The sequence below is a fragment of the Ralstonia sp. UNC404CL21Col genome, from assembly GCF_000620465.1.
Taxonomy (GTDB): Bacteria; Pseudomonadota; Gammaproteobacteria; order Burkholderiales; family Burkholderiaceae; genus Ralstonia; species Ralstonia flatus.
In genome coordinates this window covers 287,308-308,691 of record NZ_JIBE01000004.1, presented here as the reverse complement: position 1 = coordinate 308,691, position 21,384 = coordinate 287,308, and the positions used below count along the sequence as shown (strand labels likewise).

Below are 21,384 nucleotides of genomic sequence, written 5' to 3'. Positions count from 1 at the left end.
GCGCGAACGAGCACAAAGAAAAAGGCGGACGCCCGACTGCTGCGTCCGCCGATCCTTGCCCGCTTTCCGGGCTATCCGATGCGCACGATGTCACCCGGGACGACGACATCCGGGTCCAGCCCCGTTGCGCCTTGCGTGTACGGATTGCCATCCAGCGCCGCCCAGTCGAACTGGCTGTTCATGGGCGGCAGTTTGTTAAGTGCGGCGGCCGTACGCGCGTCGGATGCCGGGGCCGTGGTGCCCAGCAGCTTGGCGGCATCCGCGGCGCTCAGTTGCCAGAGCGTGTCGCCCGGGCCAACGATGGCGTACTGCGGCGAGCTGGCCGTGCCGACCGATGGCAACGCGTGCGGGGCGTTGGCGCGCAGCACATCGCCGCTCACGCCCTGCATGTCGGGCAGCGGGAACGCGCTAATGGGCTGGCCGTTCTGGTCCTGCCCGTTGCTGTTGCCGTTGGCCTGCACTTGCGCAACGGCCGGTTTGGCCGCCTGGTTCGGAACGAACAGCTCGATGCCGAAACGCGTGACGGCCGCCACACCCAGGATCACGCCGCCGGGCAGCATGGCGTTGCTGGGCAGCCGCTGGCCGATCTTGGGCATCAGGTCGCCGGCAATGCGCAGTGCGCCCGCACCGAAGGCCAGGTCCAGGGCCGCCTTGGTCGCGCCTATGGCGGGGCTGTTCGTATGCATGAGGGCGTCGTTCATGGCGAGCGGCACCGAACCGACCGTATATAGCGACATCGTGAAGGCCTGTGCGCGGTTCAGCCACGGGCTCGTGTTGGTCGCCTTGTCGTTGAACGTGGCGCCCAGGCGGCCGGCAAAGTTGCGGCTCGACAGCGCGAGGTTGGCACTCAGGAACAGCGCGTTGCTCCAGAACGCCGGTGTGTTCAGATGCGCGCCGTGCGTGGCAAACCAGTAAGCCGTGTTGCCGTTGTTCAGCGCCAGCGTGAGTAGCTGCAGCGTGTCGTTCGCGCGGCCCATGGGGCTCTTGGGCGAGAGCAGTTTGGCCGGTGCACTCGTCAGTGCCTGCAGCCGCTGCACGTTGCGATCGGTCTGGGCGTCGGGGTTGTCCTTCTTGCTGAGCGCGTCGGTCAGTGCATCCGGGTTGGCCTGGAAGTGGTCCAGCGCCTCGCCGATGGCCGCACGGTCTGTCTTGGACAGGCCCCAGCGGCCGGCCCGGTCACGCACGTTGGCCTTGAGCCACGCCAGCGCCGGGGCGGAGTCTTCCGTGCCGAGCTTGCCGATCTGCTCGTTGATCGCGCGTGTCTTGTTGGCACGCAGCGCCGCGATGCTGCCCCGATACATGAACGAGAGCGGGCTCGTGAGCGACGGGTCGAACACCGCGTGCGTGGCGGCGCTTCCGGTGAGCGTGGCGGAACTCGCCGCCGTGGAGAACGCCCCCGTGAGCGAGCCCGCGAAAATCCAGCGGATCCACGGCTTGCGCTTGGGTTCGCCGGCGTTGGCGGCGCTGTCCGGTTCGGTCGGTGGCGTGCCGTTGCCGTCGTTGCCGGCTTCGCTGGTTTTTGCGGTGATCGGCTCGGTGGTCTTGCTGCCGGTGGGCTCCGTGGTGGACGCGGGGTCTTTGGGCTGCGGGCCCTCGGGACCCTTCGGTCCCGCTGCATTCGCAGCCGTCGGCGGGGGCACGTCGGGCTTCTTGCCCGCGGCCAGGTTGATCATCTGCACGACGGTCTGGTAGGTGTTGGTGTCGTGCCCGCCCACGGTCGGGTCGGCGCGGCCGGTCACGCCATCCACGGCGCCTGCGTTGGCACTCGCCTCCAGCGCGTCCATGTGCTGTTGGTGCGTGCTCAGCAGATCCGTGCGGCCTGCGGCCTTCAACGCGGATGCGGCAAGGCCGTGCGCGCCCCAGTTGGAGTTCGACGCGCTCACGTAGTGGTCGGCCGGCACCACGGAGCGCGGGTCGACCACGGTGCCGTCGGGCAGCGTCACCTGCGGGGCCGTGCGCCGCGTGTTACCCATGCCGGCCTCATGCCCGCGCGAGCCCACACCGATGGTCGTCACGCCGTTGGTCTTCCAGCCGGTGGCGACCACCTCGTCCAGCGGCACGGTCTGGTCGGTGACGTCGTTGCCGTCCTGGTCGATGTAACGGCCATCGGCGTTGCGCCCGTGCACGTTGATGGAGACGATCGTGTCCGGCGATTCCTGATGGATGAGGTCCTGCGCGGTGGTGCGTGCCTGCTCGCCGGGCGCCGCGTCAAACGGCACGATGCTGTAGTCGTTGACGGCGGCGCCGCGTGCCTGAAGCGCGGCATCCAGTACCGGCACCGCCTCGTGCGGCACCACATACACAACCTGCTTGCCTGCGGCCTGCATGTCATGACCGAACACGGCGGCGCCAGCAATGCCGTCGGTGTCGACAGCGCCATGCGCGTTGCGCGAGCCGGCCAGCACCAGGATGCGGTTGCTGCCCTGCAGTGCAGCGGCGGCGTTGTCGACTCCCTTCGGGTTTTCAATGCGCGCCATGTCGGGGTTGAACATCGCCATCACGGCGTTGCTGATCGGCGTCGGCTCCATGCGCGGATTCGGCGGGATGGTCCCGTCCAGCGTCTTGCCTGGGCCGAACCTGCGCACCCGCTGCACGGGCACGTCCGGGCGCTCCATCAGGTTGTGTGCCGATTCGCTCACCGGGCCGGTCTTGCCCGAGGTGACCACGTACGGATCGGTGGAATACGCCGCGCTCGGCGTGTGCCATTCGCTCTTGCCGATTTCGTTGAGCAGCGCCTTGGCCTGGTACTCCATCGGATCGATCACAGGAATATCCATCCCGCGCTTCTGCAGCGAGGTCACGAGGAAATCCTTCATCGCCGGATAGTGCGTGCAGCACAGCCACAGCGACGTGGTGTTCGGATCGAGTTCCTCCACGTACTTGTCGGAGGCGGCTTGCAGCTCAGCCTTCACTGCCGGGTCATCGCTCTTGTGCTTGAGGTCGTTGACGAAATCCGCAAACTTGTGGGCGGCCACGGCCTGCGGGGTGATCTCGCCATGGGTCAGCTCGGCCACCTTGTTCTGGTATGCGCCGCTCTTGACGGTGCCCGCGGTGGCGATGACGGCGGGGCGATCGCCGCCGTGTTCCACCATCGCGCGCGAGGTCACGTCAATCAGGTTGATGACGGGCACGTCCACGTTGTCCAGCGCTTTCGGGAACGCCGTGCACGCGGTGTTGCACGCCATCGCCACCATGGCCGCCTTCAGGCGCTGCGCGGTTTGCAGGCCGTTGCCGACCAGGCGAATGAGCGTGTCGGGGCTCTTGGGGCCGTAAGGCGCGTTGGCATGGTCCACCACCGGCACCATCTGCAGGTCTTCACCGGTTTCGGCCTTGATGATGGCCAGCATGTTCTTGGCCGCGATCAGCCCGCCGTTGCTGGAGTCGAAGGCGGCAACGGTAAAGGGTTCGTTGGGCGTGGCCTCGTCAAACGTCTTGCCGTCGGGCATGTGGTTCATGGCGTTGCGCAGCAGCACAAGCATGCCCTGGTGCACCTGCGAGGCGAAACCGTCGACGCTGGCTTCGCCCTTGCGGCTCACGCCGTCCACCGCGCCGGCTTCCACTGAAGCCTTGATGGCTGCGTGCAGTTGCTCGGGCTTGGGCATGAGGTCCAGGCGGCCCATGTTGCGCAGCATGTTGGCCAGGATGGCCTGCGCGCCAAAGTTGGAGTTCCACGCCGTGACAGGAAAGTCCACCGGCACGGTCGACGCGAAATCCACCGTGCTGCCGTCAGCGAGCGTGACCGGCGGAATCTTGCTGCGCAGGCCGCCCATGCCGGCCTCATTGCCGCCGTCGCCCACTCCCACGGTGATCATGCCCTTGCGCTTGTTGGCTTCCAGAATGATCTGGTCTTTCGGCGCATTGACGTCGGCGACCGAGATGCCGCGCATGTTCAGGTAATCGCCGTCGGCGTTGCGTGCGGGCAGCTCGATGGCGACCACGGCTTCGGGCTGCACCCGGTCGAGCAGTTCGTTTGCCGCATCGCGTGCGGGCTGGCCACGCTTGGCATCGAACAGTTCGAGCTTGACGAGGTGACCGCCCGGGTAGGTATCGAGCACCGACTTGAGCACGGGCATGTTGGCGGAATCGGTGGCAACGGTGATGTCGTAGCCCGCCTGTGCAAGCGTTGCCGCTTTCTCGCCGGTGCCGACTGGGCCATCGGTTTCGGGCAGCAGGCGGCCTGTTGCCGGATCGCGTCCCACCGTAAAGCCCGTCACCATCAGGATGCGCTTGCCCATCAGCGCGGCGGCAGCGTCTTCTGTTCCGCCCTTGACGAAGAAGTTACGGATGCCACGGTCGATGAACATGGCCTGGATGCGGTCCACCGGCGACATGATGCGGTCCGCCGTGCGTCCGAATACCGACGACTTGCCGCGATAGAGCTGCATCCGCTGGCGCCAGCTCATGCGTACCGGGTCTTTGATGTTGGCGGTGTCGTGCGCGAACTCGGCCTTGCTGAGGATGAGCTTGCGCTGGTCGTCGCTCATCTCGCGCAGCGCGGCGGCCAGACGCCGCACGCCAATGCCACGCGGGTGGCGGCCGGTGGTGGTCCCGCTGGTGCGGTAATTCTCTGCGTCCAGCAGCAGATCGGCATGCTGCGACAGCGCGTTCTGCGTGCCGGCGTCCAGCGCCTTTTGCGTGTCGGTAAAGCTCGTCAGCGTGACCTCCGGGTTGGCGAGGTCATCCAAGGCACGCGGCAGCGGCCGGGAGGGGCGCGCAGGTGTCGTGTTGGTCGGGCTGCCTTCGTCCCCCGGCGGGCTGGTTTTGCCGGGTTCGGTAGTCGGTTCGCCTGCGGTCTTGGGCTTGCTTGTGGCCGGGTCGACCGGGTCGGTGCCGGGCTTGCCGGTCGAGCCGTCCTTGCCTTCGCTGCCCGGGGCGCTGCCGGTGGGCTCGTTGGTCTTGCCGCCGGCTTGGGTGATCACCCGCTCGGTGGTCGGATCGGTTGTCGGGCGCCCGGCGCTGGCCGGGTCGTTGGCGGCCACCGTGGTGGGTTCGGGCGCCATCTCGGTCGGCTTGTAACGATCGGCGTTGTTCTTCAGTGCATTGAGCAGGCCGACGCGTTCGGTGCCCTGCGACAGGCCAACACGCTCCAGCATGCGCGTTGCCCCCACCTGCCCGAGGCCGAGGCCCAGGAACATGATGGACTCGGCCTTCTGCTCGCCCGACATCCGGTCGCCGTACATCAGCAGATCCTTGACCTGCGCGCCGGTCATGATCATGCCGCCGCCTCCGGCCACGAGGTCCGACGCCGAGCGCGTGATCTTGAACAGTCTTGATGCGTTGGCCACGTCGGACACTGCGACGAGGCCCTTGCCGGCCAGGCTGTATTCGCCGGCCGCGGACGTGACGATGGCCAACCAGTCGTTCGTCGCTTCCGGATTGAGGGGCGACCACGAGCGGCCGTGGTCGGCCAGCGTATGGAGGTGATCGACCGATTCGCCAACGATCCAGCCCGTGCCCACGGCCACCATGGCGCCGCCCACGATGGATGCACCGCCAAACGTGCCGACCGACAGGATCACGCCGCCCACCGCCGTCGCCACACCGGCCACGATATCGACAACGTGCCGGATCTTCTGCCCCGTGGTGGTGATGTGCGCGCTGAAGTGGTCGACGTCTGGAACGCCGTTGCTGTCGAGCCCGACCTTGCCTGCAAGGTTTTTGGGTAGATAGATCGTGCCGCCGTCGGACAGCGCGTTGTTGTGGCGGTAATCATCGAGGCTGCTGTAGTCCCAGCCGCGGTCGTCGATGTAGTGGGTCTTGCCGTCCTTGCCCGCGACTTCGAACAACGCGGTCGGCATGACCCCCGCGCTCTTGTCGACATAGGCGATCGGGATGGCCTTCACGCTCGGGTTGTCGCCGCCGGCGTCGTGTATCGCCTTGTTGACCTCGTTGATGATCTTGGTGCCGTTGGCGCTGGTGTACCAGGCGGCGTTGGTGTCGCCGCTGGCCTGCGCGCCTGCGTTGTCGGCCTGGATCATCAGCGCGGCGCCGATGTAGTTCTTGCGCTGCGTATCGGCGTCAGGGCCGGTGAAGGCCTGCGTCTTGTCGTTGTAGAGCGGGTTGTCCTTGCCGAACGTGGCCTTGGACATCTGCCCGAAGATGTTCTTGAGACCGCCGTTCTGGTCCGCCTGGAACGTCTTGTAGTCCGCTTCCGCCTGCTTCTGCTGGACCTTCTCGTTGCCGCGGTCGAAGGCGCGTTGCAGCATGTCGGCGTTGGGCAAGTCCTTGCCGTGCTGCTGGATCAGCGCGTTCGTGACGGTGGCGCCATTGCCGTCGCCCACGGCGTTCTGCACCGGCACCCACGACGGCATGCTGCCCCCCGAGCCGGAGGTCTGCATGCTGTAGAGAAACGATTTGGCGTTGGAGTTCGTGGTCAGCCAGTTGGCCACCTGCTGGGCGTGGTCGGTGCTCGGCTGATCGCTGGCAAAGCGCGGCGAATCGGCCACGGCTGCGGTCAGGCTCAAGCCCCCGTAAAAATCCGACCCGTGCGGGATGAGGCCGGAGGTATCGCCCGAGTTGCTCTGGAACCAGTGGCCGTTGTCGTTGAAGCGGTCTTCAACGGTGGTCAGCAGGTTGCCCGCCACTTCGGGCGGCGCCACCTTGGCGAGGTCCTTCATCCATTTGCCGACAGCGTCGTACTTGACCGTGCCGTCGGCCATCTTCTTCCCGCTGTCAGCGTCTTTCGGATCGTATTTGTAAACCTGGGTGAGGTCGCTGATCTGCTTGTTGAAGTAGTCGCTGTGCGCATTGAAGAACGGTGCGCCGGCCACTTCGTACAGATGCGCGCGCGCTTCGGGGTCGGCACTGGTGACCGACACGTCGTTCATGTTTGTCGACAGGATCTTCAGCGCGCCCTCGGCATCGCCCGCCTTCATCTTGGCCGCGACCTGATCCTTGGTGTAGTTCACGCGCACGTCGTAGCTGGCGGCGCCGATCTGCTCGTAGATCTGCTCGGCGTTCTTGTCGTTGGCGTGAGGGCGTGCCAGCTGCACGCACGCGAACTGCACCGGGTCGTTGGTGGCGAGTGCCTTGTCCTGCGCCGACAGCGTCGGGTCGTTCGGGTTGATGTGGTTGATCTGGTACTGGATCGCATCGGCTGTGGCGATGTTCCTGGCAAATGCGAGGCTGCCGTCGTCCCAGTCGGGATGGGCTTTTGCCAGCGCATCCGCGGCGTCGTTGGCCGCCTTCAGGTTGTCGCCCGAGCCGAAGTTCTCATACGTGGAAAGCTCATTGCCGAGCGCGGTCTTGAAATCCTGGATGGCCTTGTTCAGGTTGGCCTGTGCCGTGTTGATCGAGTCCTGCTTGTCTTCGGCGATCGTGCGGTTGGTGACCTTGATGCTTTGCGCGTCCTGCAGCTTGTCCTGCGCGTCGAGCACGCCGTCGCGGGCCTCCGAGGCGGTGCGCTGGCTCGGGTCTTGCTTCTCCACCGCGTCTTTTGCATCGTCGACGATCTTGTCGAGCCATTTGGCATCCGGGTCGCGCTTCTTGATGGCGGCGGCTGCGTCTTCGATGGCCTTCTTTTCGCTGCCGGCGGGCGCCTCGTCGGCCTGCCGGCGCAACTCGTTCTGCACCGAGTTGATGACGTCCGACAGCGGCTTGTCGAGCGTGGCCTGCGCGGCCTTCGAGTCGTCGCCGTTGTTGATGTAGTTGTTGACCGCCGTGTTGGCCGTCTGGATCGCGGCGTCGGTCCTGGTCTTGGCGTCGGCGGCGGTTTGTTTCTGTTCGGGCGTGGGCGGAGGCGGCGGAGGGGGCGGCGGACGGTAGTAGACGATGCGGCCGTTGATCTCGTCGATGGCGGGCATGGTGTTCTCCAGCGGCGCCCCATGCGGGGTGGGCCTGATTGAAAGCAATCGGGTGATAGGGGCATTCTGGACGCCGGTTGGCGACGCAGCTATTGGCGAATTACGTAGTGCAGCGTGGCCGTGGTGACGCCAGCGTTGTAGAAACTACGAAGTCTCGTGGCAGTTTTGGCGGGTCTTGAGTAAAAACCACCGAACAGGCGCGCAGGGGCGTGCGCCGCAGCACGAAAATCCGTAACCTGCGCTGCATGGGCGCGATGGCGCTGCGGGTGCGACGCAGGCGAGCCGCATACAACAATACGAGGGGCAGGGCATGAACCTACGTTTCTTGGAAACCTTTGTCTGGGTGGCGCGGCTGCGCAGTTTTCGCCTCACCGCAGACAAGCTGTTCACCACGCAGGCCTCCATTTCGGCGCGGATTGCCGCGCTGGAAGAAGAGCTGGGCGTGCGCCTGTTCGACCGCGACACCCGCGGCGTGCAGCTCACGCCCGACGGCCACAAGGTGCTGGAATACGCAGACCGCATGGTGAGCACGCTGCACCAATTGCAGGCGGCGGTGGCGCAGCGCCCGGGCTTTGAAGGGCGCGTGCGGGTGGGGGCGATGGACAGCGTCATCCACACATGGCTCTCGCCGCTCATCGCGCGCACCGCCGAGATGTTCCCTGCGCTGGAAATCGAACTCGTGGCTGACAGCGCGATGCACCTCGTCGAGCAACTGCAGAAGGGCGCGCTCGACATTGCCTTCCAGACCGATCTGCTGCGTGCCGAAAGCGTGCGCAACGTGCAGCTCGCGCAGTACCCGATTCATTGGGTGGTCGCCACCAATTCGCGGCTGGCCCATCCGTATGGCAGCTTGGGCGAACTGGCGCGCGAACGGCTCATCACCTTCGTGCGCAACTCGCGGCCGCATCAGGACATGCTCAACCTGCTGCACCTGAGCGGGGTGGAATCACCGCGCGTGAACTGCGTCAACTCGGTGGCCGCCATGACGCGCCTGGTGGGCGACGGCTTTGGCGTGGGCGCGTTGCCCACCGTTCTGGTGCGCGACCGCATCGAGAGCGGCGCCTTGACGGTGCTGGAAGTGGAGCCGGCGTTGCCCACCTTGCCGATCATCGCGTCGTGGCGCGCGGGGGCGGGGCTGGAGGTGCACGAGGCCATCGTCGGCCTGGCGCGCACGATGGCGCGGGAATTCTGCCTGTCGGTCGGCCCGCGCTACGCCATCGCCGAAGAAGTCGAGCGCAACTCGGAAGCCGCCTGAGCCGCCTGAACTACGCAAGCGTGCCGTGGCGGCAGCGTCAGAAGATCGAGCGCCCGGTCAGCGTCGTCAGCCATTCCAGCGCCTGCAGACCGGCCAGCGAGTTGCCGCTGACGTCCAGCCCCGGCGACCACACGCACACGCCAAATTCGCCGGGCAGCACGGCAACGATGCCGCCGCCCACGCCGCTCTTTGCGGGCAGGCCAACGCGATAGACAAAGTCGCCCGCTGCGTCGTAGGTGCCGCAGGTCAGCATCAGTGCGGAGAGGCGCTTGGCGGGGCTGGCGTCGACGATGCGCTCGCCGCTCCACGGCACGACGCCGCCGTTGGCGAGGAACAGCACCGCGCGTGCGAGGTCCGTGCAGTCCATCTCGATGGCGCACTGGCGGCAGTACGCATCGATGACGGTTTCCACCGGCATGTGCAGGTTGCCGAAGCTCTTCATGAAGTGCGCCATTGCGCGATTGCGGTCGGCGTGGGCCAGTTCGGATTCGGCCACCCGTCGCACGTAGTCGATGCGCGGGTTATCGACCAGCCGCCGCATGAACTGCACCAGCGCGGTCTCGGCCTGCACGAAGCGCCGGCACAGCACGTCGGTCACGACCAGCGCACCGGCATTGATGAACGGGTTGCGCGGGATGCCGTTCTCGTATTCGAGCTGCACCAGCGAGTTGAATGCGTTGCCGGAAGGTTCGCGGCCAACGCGTTGCCAGAGCGCTTCGCCCTCGAGCTGAAAGGCCAGCGTGCAGGCAAACAGCTTGGACACGCTCTGGATCGAGAACGGCACATCCGCCTTGCCCACCGTGTAGACATCGCCGCCGAGCGTGACGAGGGCCATGCCGAAATCCGTTGCGCTGGCGCCGGCCAGTTCGGGGATGTAATCGGCAACCCGCCCCCGGCCGAGGTACGGCTGGATGTCGCGGTGGATGGTGTCCAGGATCGCTTGGTAGTCCATGTCAGGCCAGGAGGGCAAACGGTGGGGCGAGGATTCTACACGCGGGTGCTGCAGTCGCCTCGGCAATCATCTTTTCCTATCGCAGGCAATCCGAAACTTTCGTTGGACCGCGTTTCATCACGCTTTCACAATTTGCCGCACGAACAACCGAACAACTCTTTTTGGAAGCACGTGCATGACAACGGCAGTGGAGACAGCCCAGGCAAAGAGAATGCCGGAACAACCGGCGCCCGCACCCGCACCGGCCCGCACGGGTGCCAGCGTGGCCTACGCAAATCCGTATTCCGCCCGGCTGGCGGCGCGCTCGGGCGTGCTGCGCGGCCATACCAGCGGCCTGTGCGATGGCTACGTGCAGGCCAACATCGTGATGCTGCGCGATACGTGGGCCAACGAGTTCCTGCGTTTCTGCCAGCTCAACCCGAAACCGTGCCCGCTGCTGGACGTGACCGAGCCCGGCGTGCCGGTATTCCGCCATCTGGGTCAGGACGTTGACGTGCGCCGCGACGTGCCGCGCTATCGCGTCTATCGCAACGGCGAACTGGCCGACGAGCCGGCCGACGTTGAAGCGCTGTGGACGGACGACATGGTCGCCTTCGCCATCGGCTGCTCGTTCTCGTTCGAGCATGCGTTGATGGAAGCCGGCGTGCCGCTGCGCCATATCGCCCTGTCGCGCAACGTGGCGATGTATCGCACGTCGATCGAGACGGTCGGTACGTCGCGCCTGGCGGGCAAGCTGGTGGTGTCGATGCGGCCGATGACGGTGCCCGACGCCATCCGTGCCATTGAAATCACCTCGCGCATGCCGCGTGCGCACGGGGCGCCGGTGCACTTTGGCGACCCGGCGGCCATCGGCATTGCAGATATCTCCCAGCCCGACTGGGGCGATGCGGTGCCCGTGCAGCCGGGCGAGGTGCCGGTGTTCTGGGCCTGCGGTGTGACACCCCAGGCCGTGGTGCAACAGGCGCGGCCGGAGCTGTGCATCACGCATGCGCCGGGGCACATGCTGATCACCGACCTGCGCACCGCAGCGCTCGCCTGAACACGCGGTCGCAGGGCCGGAAGAAAGACGGACAAGACAGGCAAGACGGACGGGTATCGGGGTTCCAACTGGCGCACGCAGAGGCGCTCGTCTATAGCAATAAGCGATCAACGCATCGAGACAGCATCAGTAACAAGGAGGAAACACCATGACAACCGAAGCCACGGTTGCGCGAGCGCCCGCCGAGCCGGACGCCTCAGCCGCAGCCAATTCCGGCGGTCTGTTCCGCTGGTACGGAGAGATTTCCGCGCAGGAGCGGCGCACGTTCTGGAGTTGCAAGGTCGGCTACGCGCTCGACGCGATGGACACGCAGATCCTCAGCTTCGTCATCCCCACGTTGATCGGCGTGTGGGGGCTGTCCAAGGCCGATGCGGGGTTGATCGGCACATGCACGTTGCTGGCATCGGCGGCAGGCGGCTGGGTGGCCGGCATCCTGTCGGACCGCATCGGGCGCGTGCGCGCGCTGCAGATCACGATCCTCTGGTTTGCGGTGTTCACCTTCCTCTGCGGCCTCGCGCAGAACTACGAGCAACTGCTGATTGCACGCACGCTGATGGGCTTCGGCTTTGGCGGCGAGTGGACGGCCGGCGCCGTGCTGATCGGCGAAGCCATTCGCGCGCAGGATCGTGGCAAGGCCGTCGGCATGGTGCAGGCCGGGTGGGCGCTGGGCTGGGGCGCGTCGGCATTGCTGTATGCGTGGTTCTTCAGCGTGATGCCGCCTGAAACCGCATGGCGCGCGTTGTTCCTCGTGGGGATCGTGCCGGCGGTGTTCGTATTCTTCCTGCGCCGGCTGGTGAAAGAGCCGGAGGTGTTTCAGGAAGCAAAGTCGCAGGCCTCTGAACGCACGAGCTTTTTCGCCATCTTCTCGCCACGGCTGTTGAGCACCACGCTGCGCGCCGCCGTACTGACCACCGGCGCACAAGGCGGCTACTACGCCATCACCACGTGGCTGCCGACATTCCTGAAGACCGAGCGCCATCTGACCGTGCTCGGCACCGGCGGTTATCTGGCCGTGGTGATCATCGGGTCGTACATCGGCTACCTCACCAGCGCCGTGCTGACCGACCGCCTGGGCCGCAAACGCAATTTCATCCTGTTTGCCGTGGGCTCGATGGTGGTGGCACTGGCCTACACGCACCTGGAAGTGACCGACAGCATGATGCTGCTGCTCGGCCTGCCGCTTGGCTTCTTTGCGTCGGGCATCTTTGCCGGCATGGGCGCCTTCCTGACCGAGCTGTTCCCGACGTCGGTGCGCGGCTCGGGCCAGGGCTTTTGCTACAACGTCGGCCGGGCGGTTGGCGCGTGCTTTCCGTTCCTGATCGGGCAGGTGAGTGCGCATTCTTCGCTCGGGCATGCCATCGGCATCTTCGCAGCCGGCGCCTATGGACTGCTGATTGTGGCGGCGCTCACGTTGCCGGAAACACGCGGTCGCGAACTCGAATCGATTTAACTTCTGTGCTTCCCCCAATAATGCACAGCGCGCGGCGTTTGGAAGACGCCGCGCATTTTTTTTGCCGATCAATCGACATACCCCTCGAATGGGTGGGAATGATTCAGGCGTTTTGTGTTTTCATTTGCGTTGCAATTGCGCATGCTTCGGTTTTCAAGACAAACCGGACATGAAACGCTGATTCACTGCCCGGTCATTCAATTTCAGGCAATCAATCGGCTGCAATGCAAGCGCCAGTGCGGCTCCGCGCCCCGCGGACAGTTTCAGCAACGCACGCGCGTATTCGTCACTTTTTCTCCGCGGCTTCCCATTCATTACCGTCACCCCTAAAGAAGGGGTAATCCTAGTCAGCCTTTCTGTTTAAAAAATCGAGGGGTGGCGGCAATGGCGCGTTCATTGAGAAAATTGCGGCCTGCACGACGCACGATATCCCCGCCCCCACGGTCGCACGACAACAAGAAGGAGGCACGGACGAGGCGTCAATCGATTCCCTTCGTCAGTCCTGTGAGCTGTGTGCGCGTCTGCGACGCGTAGGCGGCGCTTCTTCTATCCGGTTATGAAAATTCTTTCCGTCTTCGGCACGCGGCCCGAAGCGATCAAGATGGCGCCGCTCGTCAAAGCGCTGGCCGAGCAGTCGGCCATGGAATCCGTCGTGTGCGTGACGGGGCAGCACAAGCAGATGCTGCAACAGGTGCTGGACCTGTTCGACATCACGCCGCAATACGACCTGGAACTGATGACGCAGAACCAGACGCTGAACGGACTGAGCGCGCGCCTGCTCACCGCCTTTGACGACGTGCTGGAAACGGTGCAGCCCGATCGCATCCTCGTACACGGCGATACGACCACCGCAATGATGTCGGCCATGGCTGCGTTCCACCGCCGCATCCCCATCGGCCATGTGGAAGCCGGCCTGCGCACGGGCGACCTCTACCAGCCGTGGCCGGAAGAGATGAACCGCCGCACCATCGACGTGTGTGCCGATCTGCTGTTCGCGCCGACCGATTCGTCGCGCCGCAACCTGCAGGCGGAAAACCTGGGCGGCCGCATCCTGGTGACGGGCAACACCGTGATCGATGCGCTGCTGCAGACCACGCAGCGCATCCTGAAGGACGACGCCTTCCGCGCCGAGCTGGATGCGCATTTCCCATTTCTGAACGACGAACGCAAGGTCCTGCTGGTGACGGGCCACCGCCGCGAGAACTTCGGTTCCGGCTTCGCCAACATCTGCGATGCGCTGGCCACGCTGGCGCGCCGCGACGACATCCAGATCGTCTACCCCATCCACCTGAACCCGAACGTGCGCGGGCCCGTGCAGGCGGCGCTGGCAGGCCTGCCGAACGTGCACCTGATCGAGCCGCTGGACTATGCCCGCTTCGTGCGCCTGATGCAGCGCGCCCACGTGATCCTCACGGACTCGGGCGGCGTGCAGGAAGAAGCGCCGTCACTGGGCAAGCCGGTGCTCGTCATGCGCAACGTGACGGAGCGCCCCGAGGCCGTGCAGGCCGGCACCGTGCGCCTGGTCGGCACGGAGGTGGACAGCATTGTCGGCGCCGTCAGCCACCTGTACGACAACGACGACGCCTGGCGTGCGTTCTCGCAGCGCCTGAACCCATACGGCGACGGGCTCGCCTCGCAGCGCATCGTGGCCGCCTTGGGCGGTGCGCATGTCCAGGAGTTTCTGGGCGAAGAACTTCAAGCGGCCTGACGGCCGAAGGCAACGAAGACCATGTCCACGCTTGCGATCGATATCCTGCTGGTGCTTGCGTTCTGCATCATCACGCTGCTCGTCGTCTACACCGCACGGCACTACCTGTTCACGCTGAACCGGCTGTTCGGCCGTCAGCGTCAGCCGTATCTCGACATCGAACAGGGCGCGTGGCCGAGCGTGGTGGTCTGCGTGGCGGCGCACAACGAAGAGCGCGTGATTGCCGACTGCCTCAACGCGCTGCTGCTGGTGGACTACCCGCGCGACAAGCTGACCATCATGCCGGTCAACGATCGCTCCAAGGACCGCACGCGCGAGATCATCGACGAGATTGCGGCGCGCAACCCCGGGCGCTTCCAGCTGTTTCACCGTACCGAAGGCCGGCCCGGCAAGGCGGCCGCGCTGCGCGATGCCACGCAGTTGATCGACGCCGAGATCATGATCGTGTTCGACGCCGACTACCTGCCGGCGCGCGGCCTCATCAAGCAACTCGTGGCGCCGTTCTTCGACCCGGAAGTGGGCGCCATCATGGGCCGCGTGGTGCCGGTGAATGCCGGCGCAAACCTGCTCACGCGCCTGCTCGACCTGGAGCGTTCCGGCGGCTACCAGGTCGACCAGACCGCCCGCATGAACCTCGGCCTGGTGCCGCAATACGGCGGCACCGTGGGCGGTATCCGCCGCCGTGCGCTGGACGACATCGGCGGCTGGAACATCGACACGCTGGCCGAAGACACCGATGTGACGTTCCGCCTGCTGCAGCACGGCTGGAAGACGGTCTACCAGAACCGCTCCGAGTGCTACGAAGAGGTGCCTGAAGTCTGGCCGGTGCGGCTCAAACAGATCAGCCGCTGGTCGCGCGGGCACAACCAGGTGATGGTGAACAACATCCGCAAGCTGCTCGCCAACGATCGCATCAGCCGGCTGGAACGGCTGGACGGCGCATTGCTGCTGCTGATCTTCCTCATGCCGATGGTGCAGCTGGCCGGCTGGGTGGTGGCCGTCATCCTGTTCTATGCGGCGGCGCAGTCGATCGTCTCTGGCTGGGTGCTGCTGGCCGCGCTGCTGTGCTACGGCGGGCTCGGCACGAATGCGGCCTTCTTCGAGATCGCGGCGGCCACCTACCTGGACGGCCATCGCAACCGCATCCGCCTGCTGCCGCTGAACCTGTTCGGCTTCCTCGTCAGCATGATGACGATCGCACGTGCCGGCGTGACGCAGGTGATCGACGCCGTGAAGAAGCGCGAGCTGGTGTGGGACAAAACCGAGCGCTTCCGCACCGAAGCCGCGGGCGTGGTCAACATCATGGCCGGCGACGTGCCGGTGCCCACGGGCACGGAGGGCGCATGATCGGGAGCATGCTGTTGCTGAGCGGCTCGGTCGCGGGGCTGCTGGTGCTGCCGTTCCTGCCGGCGCTGTCGGAGTGGCTGCGCCCGACCGATTCCGCGCCGCTGCCGATGCGGCGTGACCAGCCGAACAATCTCACCTTCTTTGCCAACAGCTTCCGCCGCCGGCTGCAAGAGCAGTACGGCGTGGATGTCGAAGCCATGCGTGCCGAAGGTGCCGCCTACCAGGTGCCCGTGAGCGCAGAACTGAGCGTGGCGCGCGACCCGCGCGGCCGCCCCGCAGCCGAGCAGTCGGGGCTGGCGCGCATGCTCGACAAGGTGAACCACATCGTCGTGTTCCGGGGCAACGCGTGGCTGGGCCCGCGCAGCCGCGTGCGCGCCGATTTGTATGTCGAGCAGGATGTCGAAGTCGAGCGTGATACCCGCCTGCGTGCCTGCCTCGCCGAAGGCGATATCGAACTGGGCGAGAACGTGGTGGTGCAGCGCTGGGTGCATGGCCGCAATGTGCGGTTGCTGCCGAATGTGCGTGTCGAAGGCCGCGTCACGGCGGAGGAGCGCATCGAGATGGCCGCCCCGGCGCGCTTCGAGCGGGCGGGCGCGGGTGAAGTGATGTTTGGCGACGTGCGCAGCGCAGCGCAGCCGGTCGGTTTGCCGAAGCCGGCCACGGAGCGCCGCGTGCTCGACGGCGATGCCACGCTCGCGGCCAACGAGGCAACCGATTGCGACTACGTGGTGCGCGGCGACTGCCGCGTCGCGGGTGGCATGGCGCTCCAGGGCAGCATCAAGACGCACGGGCACCTGCGCACGGGCGACGGCGTGCGCATCGCCGGCACGCTGTCGGCGCGCAAGAACCTGGAAATCGGTGCGGGCAGCGCGGTGCTGGGCCCGCTCATCGGCTTTGAAGACATTGTGCTCGGGCCGAACTGCCGCATCGGCCGCCCCGATGCACCGACCACGCTCGTCTGCAACCGCCTGTTCGTCTCGCCGGGGTGCGTCGTGCATGGCGTGATTACCGCGCACGAGTTTGCGCGTGTGGAAGGGTAAGGAGCCACGCATGATCACGTTCTGGCGCGCTTGCGTTCGCCGCTGTGGCGCGGTGCTGGCCGGGCTTGCCCTGTCGACTGTCGCTGTGCACGGTGCCACGATGTTTGAAGACTTCACCACGCCCGACGGCGCCATGACCGTCTTCGCCCAAGGCGATTACGTGGAGCCCTACGTTGCGATCGAGGCCCTGCTGGTCGCCCACCGCCTCGGTGTCGACGTGCAGGCGCCGGCGGTGGGGCTCGCCAATTGGCTGCTGCCGTATCAACAGGCCAATGGCACGTTCCCGCGCATTTGCCGCAGCGGCACGGACGGGTGGCGAGCATGCGGCCACGCCGATGCGGATGACTCGCAGGCCGTGTTCTGGTGCCTGCTCGTCAACGAGATCCTGCACGGCCCGCCGCAACTGCTGGCCAGCTGCAGCCTGTCGCTAGCGCACCTCGCCACGCTGTGGGACCCGAAGCGCACCACGTTCCAGGCGTTTGCCGATCGGCCCGAAGCCTACTTTGCCGACAACGTGGAAGTGGCCGGCGCGCTCAAGCGCCTGCGTGCCGACCCCAAGGCCGCGTTGCACTACACGCTGGAACTGGCCGCGCTGCCGTCGCACAAGCAGATGATGGACGGCCTCGCCCATGCCTACGGTTACCAACTGAATGGCGCGCTCGATCCTGCACGCGTGAGCCTGCCGCCCACGCCGTACGGCTTCTACCCGACGGCGGTTGCGCCGGTGTATCCGTGGGTGCATGACCTGGAGACCGGCTCCGCCGCCCGGCGCAAGTGGGCGGTGTGGATGTTCCGCCATGGGCAGACGTGGCTGTCGGGCAAGGCGGACCCGTTCCCCTGGGGCCTGATCGCCTGGGCCGCCTACACGCTGGGCGATGCGCTGACCGCGCAGAAGTGGCTGCAGGCCGCGCCGCAATGGCGCGCAGCCGGCCGCTGGAACTTGATGGAAGAGGGCGCGCTGATCGGGCTCTCGCATGCACTGGCTGTTTCCCAATGAGCACACCTTCCAAGCGCATCGACTGGCGCAAGCACCTGACCAGTCTGCTGATCCTGATCGCCTTTGCTGCCTGTGCGCTGCTGCTGGCGCGCAACCTCAGTGCCGGCCCGGGCCGCCCGCAGACCGACGACATCGTGCTGGTGGTGCCCGACAACCTCGGGCAAGACAACCGCATCTACGTGCAGGCCTGGGAAGACGCGGCGCTGGAAGAGGGCGTGCGCCTGCGCACCATGTCGGCATCGGATTTCGTGCGCCACGGGTTGAATGGGGAGCGCGTGTTTGCCGGCGTGATCCTGCCGGACACCGTGCACCGTTCGATGACGACCGCGCTCGTCAACCAGATCGGCCAGTTCGTGCAGGACGGCGGCGCGCTGATGCAGGTGTACGACGCCGGCATCCTCAACGAGAAGGGCTTCTACGAGGACGGCGCCTCGCGCCTGTCGACGCTGGCCGGCGTGCAATACGGTTTCTATTCCACGCTGCGCGAAAAGATGGCCAGCCAGGCAACCGTCTACGGCCAGCCCGATGCGATGGTCGATCTGCATATTCCGCCGGGGCGCTGGATCGTGTCGAATGGGCGCGCCGTGCTGTCGGGCTACGGGCAGGACATGCTGCAGTACCCGACCCTGCGCACCCACGGCGACTACGCCGGCAAGGTGCTGCTGCGCTCGGAAGACAACTCGATCATCGCGGGCGAGCGCACCGTGGGCAAAGGCCACGTGCTGTTCGTCAACCTGCCCCTGACGTATCTGAAGCTGCGCACCGACGGCGTGCTGATGCACGGCTTCCTGAGCTACTTTGCCAGCCACGTATTGGAGCAGCCGCGGCTGTCGCCGGCGCCGCAGGGCGTGGGCGGCCTGGTGCTGAACTGGCACTGCGATGCGCGCATCTGTATTGACGCCACCGACAAGCTGATCGAAGACGGCGTCTTCAAGCGCGGCCCGTTCAGCTTCCATATCACTGCCGGTCCCGACCAGCGCCAGTTTGGCGACGGGCTGGGCGTGAACCTGGCCCACAACCCCGCGTTTGCGGAGGTCGTGCACGGCCTGATGAAGCAAGGGCACGAGGTGGGCAGCCACGGCGGCTGGATTCACGACTGGTTCGGCCTGAACGTGACGGAAGACAACCAGGCCACCATGGAGACCTATCTGCAGAAGAACGCAGACGCCATCGAGGCACTGACCGGCAAGCCGCAGACCGAGTATTCCGCGCCCACCGGCAACCAGCCCGAGTGGGCGACGCGCTGGCTGGACGAGCACAACGTCAAGGGTTACTACTTCACCGGCAACATCGGCCAGGGCCCGACGCGCACGTATCGCAACGGCCGGCGCGACGAGCACATCTGGTCGTTCCCGGTGCAGACGTACGGGCAGTACGCGACCATTGAAGAAGCCGACATGGCGCACATTCCGGAAGCGGAGATTGCGGCGTGGCTGACGTCGCTGGTGAAGTTCACCACCGACTCCGGAGAGATCCGCCTGATCTACTTCCACCCGCCGGGTGCGGTGCGCTACCTGCACGCCATTGACGCCCTGATGGAAGCCGCCGATGCGCAAGAGGCGCGCAAGCGCTTCCGCTGGCACACCATCACGCAGATGGCCGACTTTGCCGAGCGCCGCGAGAAGACCGTGTGGCAGACCACATCCGAGCGCGGGGACGTGCGTGTGACGGCAGAGAACCCGGACACCCTGAACGAGCTGACGTGGCTGTTTGCAGCCGACCGTTATGCCGAGCCGCGCGTCGAAGCGGGCCAGGCCAGCGTGGTTCGGGAAGGCAACAACTGGCGCGTGGTGGCGGGCGCAGGCAGCAAGCTGACGATTGCAGCCAAGCTGAAGACCGGCACCTGAGCACAAGACACAAGACGACAAGCAGAGAGGGCCGCCGCCACGCACAAAAAAAAGGCCGGCGCCCGCATCGACAACAGACGGGGAAATACAGCGTGGATCGAACTCCAATTGCGTGGATGGTGGCGGCTGCCATCTGCGGCATGACAGCGCCCACGGCATGGGCACAGGTCGCAGCGGCCAAGCCCGCCGAAGACGCGCAACCGACACAGGCGGCCGAAGCGATGCAACCGGCCGAGCCGGCACCACCGCAAGAGGCCGCAACGGACCCAGAGCAACCGGCCGCACCGGAAGGCGCCGCGCCGCCGGCAGACGCAACGGCGTTGGCCGCAACGCCCGTGCCGACGCCCGGTGCCACCGCGCCCACCGTGCCAGAGCCGCTGCCTGAACCCTACGCCCCGGAGCGCGCCGCCATCGAGGCCGTGCTCGACACCGGCCATATGAGCGACGGCTTTGGCGGTGCCACCGCCGTGGCCCTGCGCGGCATGATGGTCACCTCGTACGGCATCTGGCAGGCCGAGCTGGACCGGCAGAGCCGCTTTGGCTTTGCGGGCCAGTACGGCGCGCTCTCGCTTACGCGGGATCTGTCGGAGGATTACTACGTCCTCGTTGGCGCGGGCACGGGCAACAGCGAGCTCTTCTCGAAGTGGCGTGTGGATGTGGCGGGCTATCGCAAGTTCGGCCCCGACCGCCGTTTCGTGGCGGGCATCGGCGCCTACTACGCGCAGGGCCAGGACAGCGTGCGCAATGACCAGGGGCTGGTGCTCAGCACGCTGGCGTATTTCCCGTCGGTGGTGCTGGAGGGCGGCCTGCGTTTCAACCGGGCCAATCCGGGCATGGTGTTCGGCCCGAGCCAGTACATTGCGGCCACGATCGGCAACGACGAAAAGCGCGCGCTCGTCCTGCGCGTGGAACACGCCCGCGAGGCCTACCAGGTGCTGACCACCGGCACCGAGCGCGCGGACTACAACAGCATGAGCTACGCCATCCAGTGGCGCGAGCGTGTCGCGCGTGACCTGCTGCTCATCATCGGCGCGCAGTACTACCACAACCCCTTCTACAACCGCACCTACGGTGAAATCGGCTTCCGCTGGAGCTTCCGATGAACGCCAAGCCCGTCGATGCAGGGCCCACCGACGACCTGCCCACCAAGCGCCGGCTGCGCGGGCATGAGCCCAAGCGGGTGATCGGCTATCGCGGCGATCGCATCGTCATGCACCGCGCGATGCGGCGCCTGTCGTTTCCGCTCTCGCGCTGGATCGATGTGCTCGGCATTCCGCTGGCGCTCACCGCAGGCTACTGCGCGCTGTGGCCGACCATTGCCAGGCTGTGGGAACGCATCATCAGTTTCTGGAGCGTCGCCCTTGAGGGGCAGGTGCGGCTGGCGGCCGTGAAGGCACTCGTGCCGGGCTTCGGTGCGATTCCGTATCCGCACAGCGACGCCGCATTGCCCACCGCCGTGCAATGGCTGGTGGGGATGATCGTCACGCTCGCGTTACTGTTCGGCACACGTTTCATCGGCGGCCGCGCGTTGCCGCTGGCGTACTGGCTGCGTTTTATTGGCGTGGTGCAGGCGAGCGCCCAGTTCTACTTCTTCATGTGGCCCGCCAGCTTTCCGTATGACGGCGGCGGCTCGATCGGCTCGCTCACGCAGGCGTCGGTCGTGGTGGTGCTGATCACGCCATGGCTTTATGCGCTGATCTACAACGTGCTGGACTTCGGCCTGATCCGCAAGCTGGTGCTGTCCGTCATGGGCATGGCGTATCTCACGGTGTTCATTCCGTTTCAGTACACGCTCGCATCGGTGGTGCTGCTCAAAGGGTCGATGCTGTGGTACCCGCAGATCTTTCTGCTGTGGGCGGTGTTCCTGCAGTTCGGCACGCTGGTCGGCTTCTATGCGTGGGCCATGAGCTGGAACGCGCGCGGGACTGGAAAATTGCGCTGAACGGA

12 protein-coding genes are annotated in these 21,384 nt (G+C 66.0%); 10 read left to right on the top strand and 2 right to left on the bottom strand.

The window, feature by feature from the left end; genetic code table 11:
* Window positions 1-71: 71 nt before the first annotated feature.
* The gene (locus N511_RS0109525) at window positions 72-7,802 is read right to left on the bottom strand and encodes a glutamate cyclase domain-containing protein (RefSeq protein ID WP_027679084.1); all 7,731 of its coding nucleotides are present in this window, start codon (window positions 7,800-7,802) and stop codon (window positions 72-74) included.
* Between the two features lie 310 nt (window positions 7,803-8,112).
* Between N511_RS0109525 and N511_RS0109520 the strand changes: the two genes are divergently transcribed.
* Window positions 8,113-9,057: a LysR family transcriptional regulator gene (locus N511_RS0109520; protein ID WP_027679083.1), complete on the top strand. Its 945-nt coding sequence runs from the start codon at window positions 8,113-8,115 to the stop codon at window positions 9,055-9,057.
* 37 nt (window positions 9,058-9,094) lie between these two features.
* On the opposite strand, the gene N511_RS0109515 is transcribed toward N511_RS0109520, so the two are convergent.
* A complete protein-coding gene (locus tag N511_RS0109515; protein ID WP_027679082.1) occupies window positions 9,095-10,009 on the bottom strand; it encodes a glutaminase in 915 nt (304 codons plus the stop codon).
* Window positions 10,010-10,220: 211 nt separating this feature from the next.
* On the opposite strand from N511_RS0109515, the gene N511_RS0109510 reads away from it, so the two are divergent.
* The 9 genes from N511_RS0109510 (at window position 10,221) to N511_RS0109470 (ending at window position 21,379) form a co-directional block, all read left to right on the top strand.
* The gene (locus tag N511_RS0109510; RefSeq protein ID WP_037026572.1) at window positions 10,221-11,048 is read left to right on the top strand and encodes a putative hydro-lyase; all 828 of its coding nucleotides are present in this window, start codon (window positions 10,221-10,223) and stop codon (window positions 11,046-11,048) included.
* Between the two features lie 148 nt (window positions 11,049-11,196).
* The gene (locus N511_RS0109505) at window positions 11,197-12,498 is read left to right on the top strand and encodes an MFS transporter (RefSeq protein ID WP_027679080.1); all 1,302 of its coding nucleotides are present in this window, start codon (window positions 11,197-11,199) and stop codon (window positions 12,496-12,498) included.
* 556 nt (window positions 12,499-13,054) lie between these two features.
* The gene (wecB, locus tag N511_RS23940; RefSeq protein WP_037026571.1) at window positions 13,055-14,206 is read left to right on the top strand and encodes a non-hydrolyzing UDP-N-acetylglucosamine 2-epimerase; all 1,152 of its coding nucleotides are present in this window, start codon (window positions 13,055-13,057) and stop codon (window positions 14,204-14,206) included.
* 21 nt (window positions 14,207-14,227) lie between these two features.
* Window positions 14,228-15,553, top strand: a complete 1,326-nt coding sequence (locus N511_RS23935) for a glycosyltransferase family 2 protein (protein ID WP_051530870.1) — start codon at window positions 14,228-14,230, stop codon at window positions 15,551-15,553.
* Complete coding sequence (locus tag N511_RS0109490) at window positions 15,550-16,593, top strand: hypothetical protein (RefSeq protein WP_027679079.1); 1,044 nt, start codon at window positions 15,550-15,552, stop codon at window positions 16,591-16,593. Before N511_RS23935 ends, N511_RS0109490 begins: the two co-directional genes overlap by 4 nt.
* A 10-nt stretch (window positions 16,594-16,603) precedes the next feature.
* A complete protein-coding gene (locus N511_RS23930; protein WP_051530869.1) occupies window positions 16,604-17,590 on the top strand; it encodes a hypothetical protein in 987 nt (328 codons plus the stop codon).
* Entirely contained in the window at window positions 17,587-19,437 is a 1,851-nt protein-coding gene (locus N511_RS0109480; protein WP_037026569.1) for a polysaccharide deacetylase family protein, read from the top strand. Before N511_RS23930 ends, N511_RS0109480 begins: the two co-directional genes overlap by 4 nt.
* A gap of 92 nt (window positions 19,438-19,529) precedes the next feature.
* Window positions 19,530-20,540: a YaiO family outer membrane beta-barrel protein gene (locus tag N511_RS23925; RefSeq protein ID WP_231479602.1), complete on the top strand. Its 1,011-nt coding sequence runs from the start codon at window positions 19,530-19,532 to the stop codon at window positions 20,538-20,540.
* Window positions 20,537-21,379 (top strand): hypothetical protein, encoded by an 843-nt coding sequence (locus N511_RS0109470; protein ID WP_051530867.1) that lies wholly within the window; start codon window positions 20,537-20,539, stop codon window positions 21,377-21,379. The genes N511_RS23925 and N511_RS0109470 overlap by 4 nt, the downstream gene beginning before the upstream one ends.
* Window positions 21,380-21,384 lie beyond the last annotated feature (5 nt).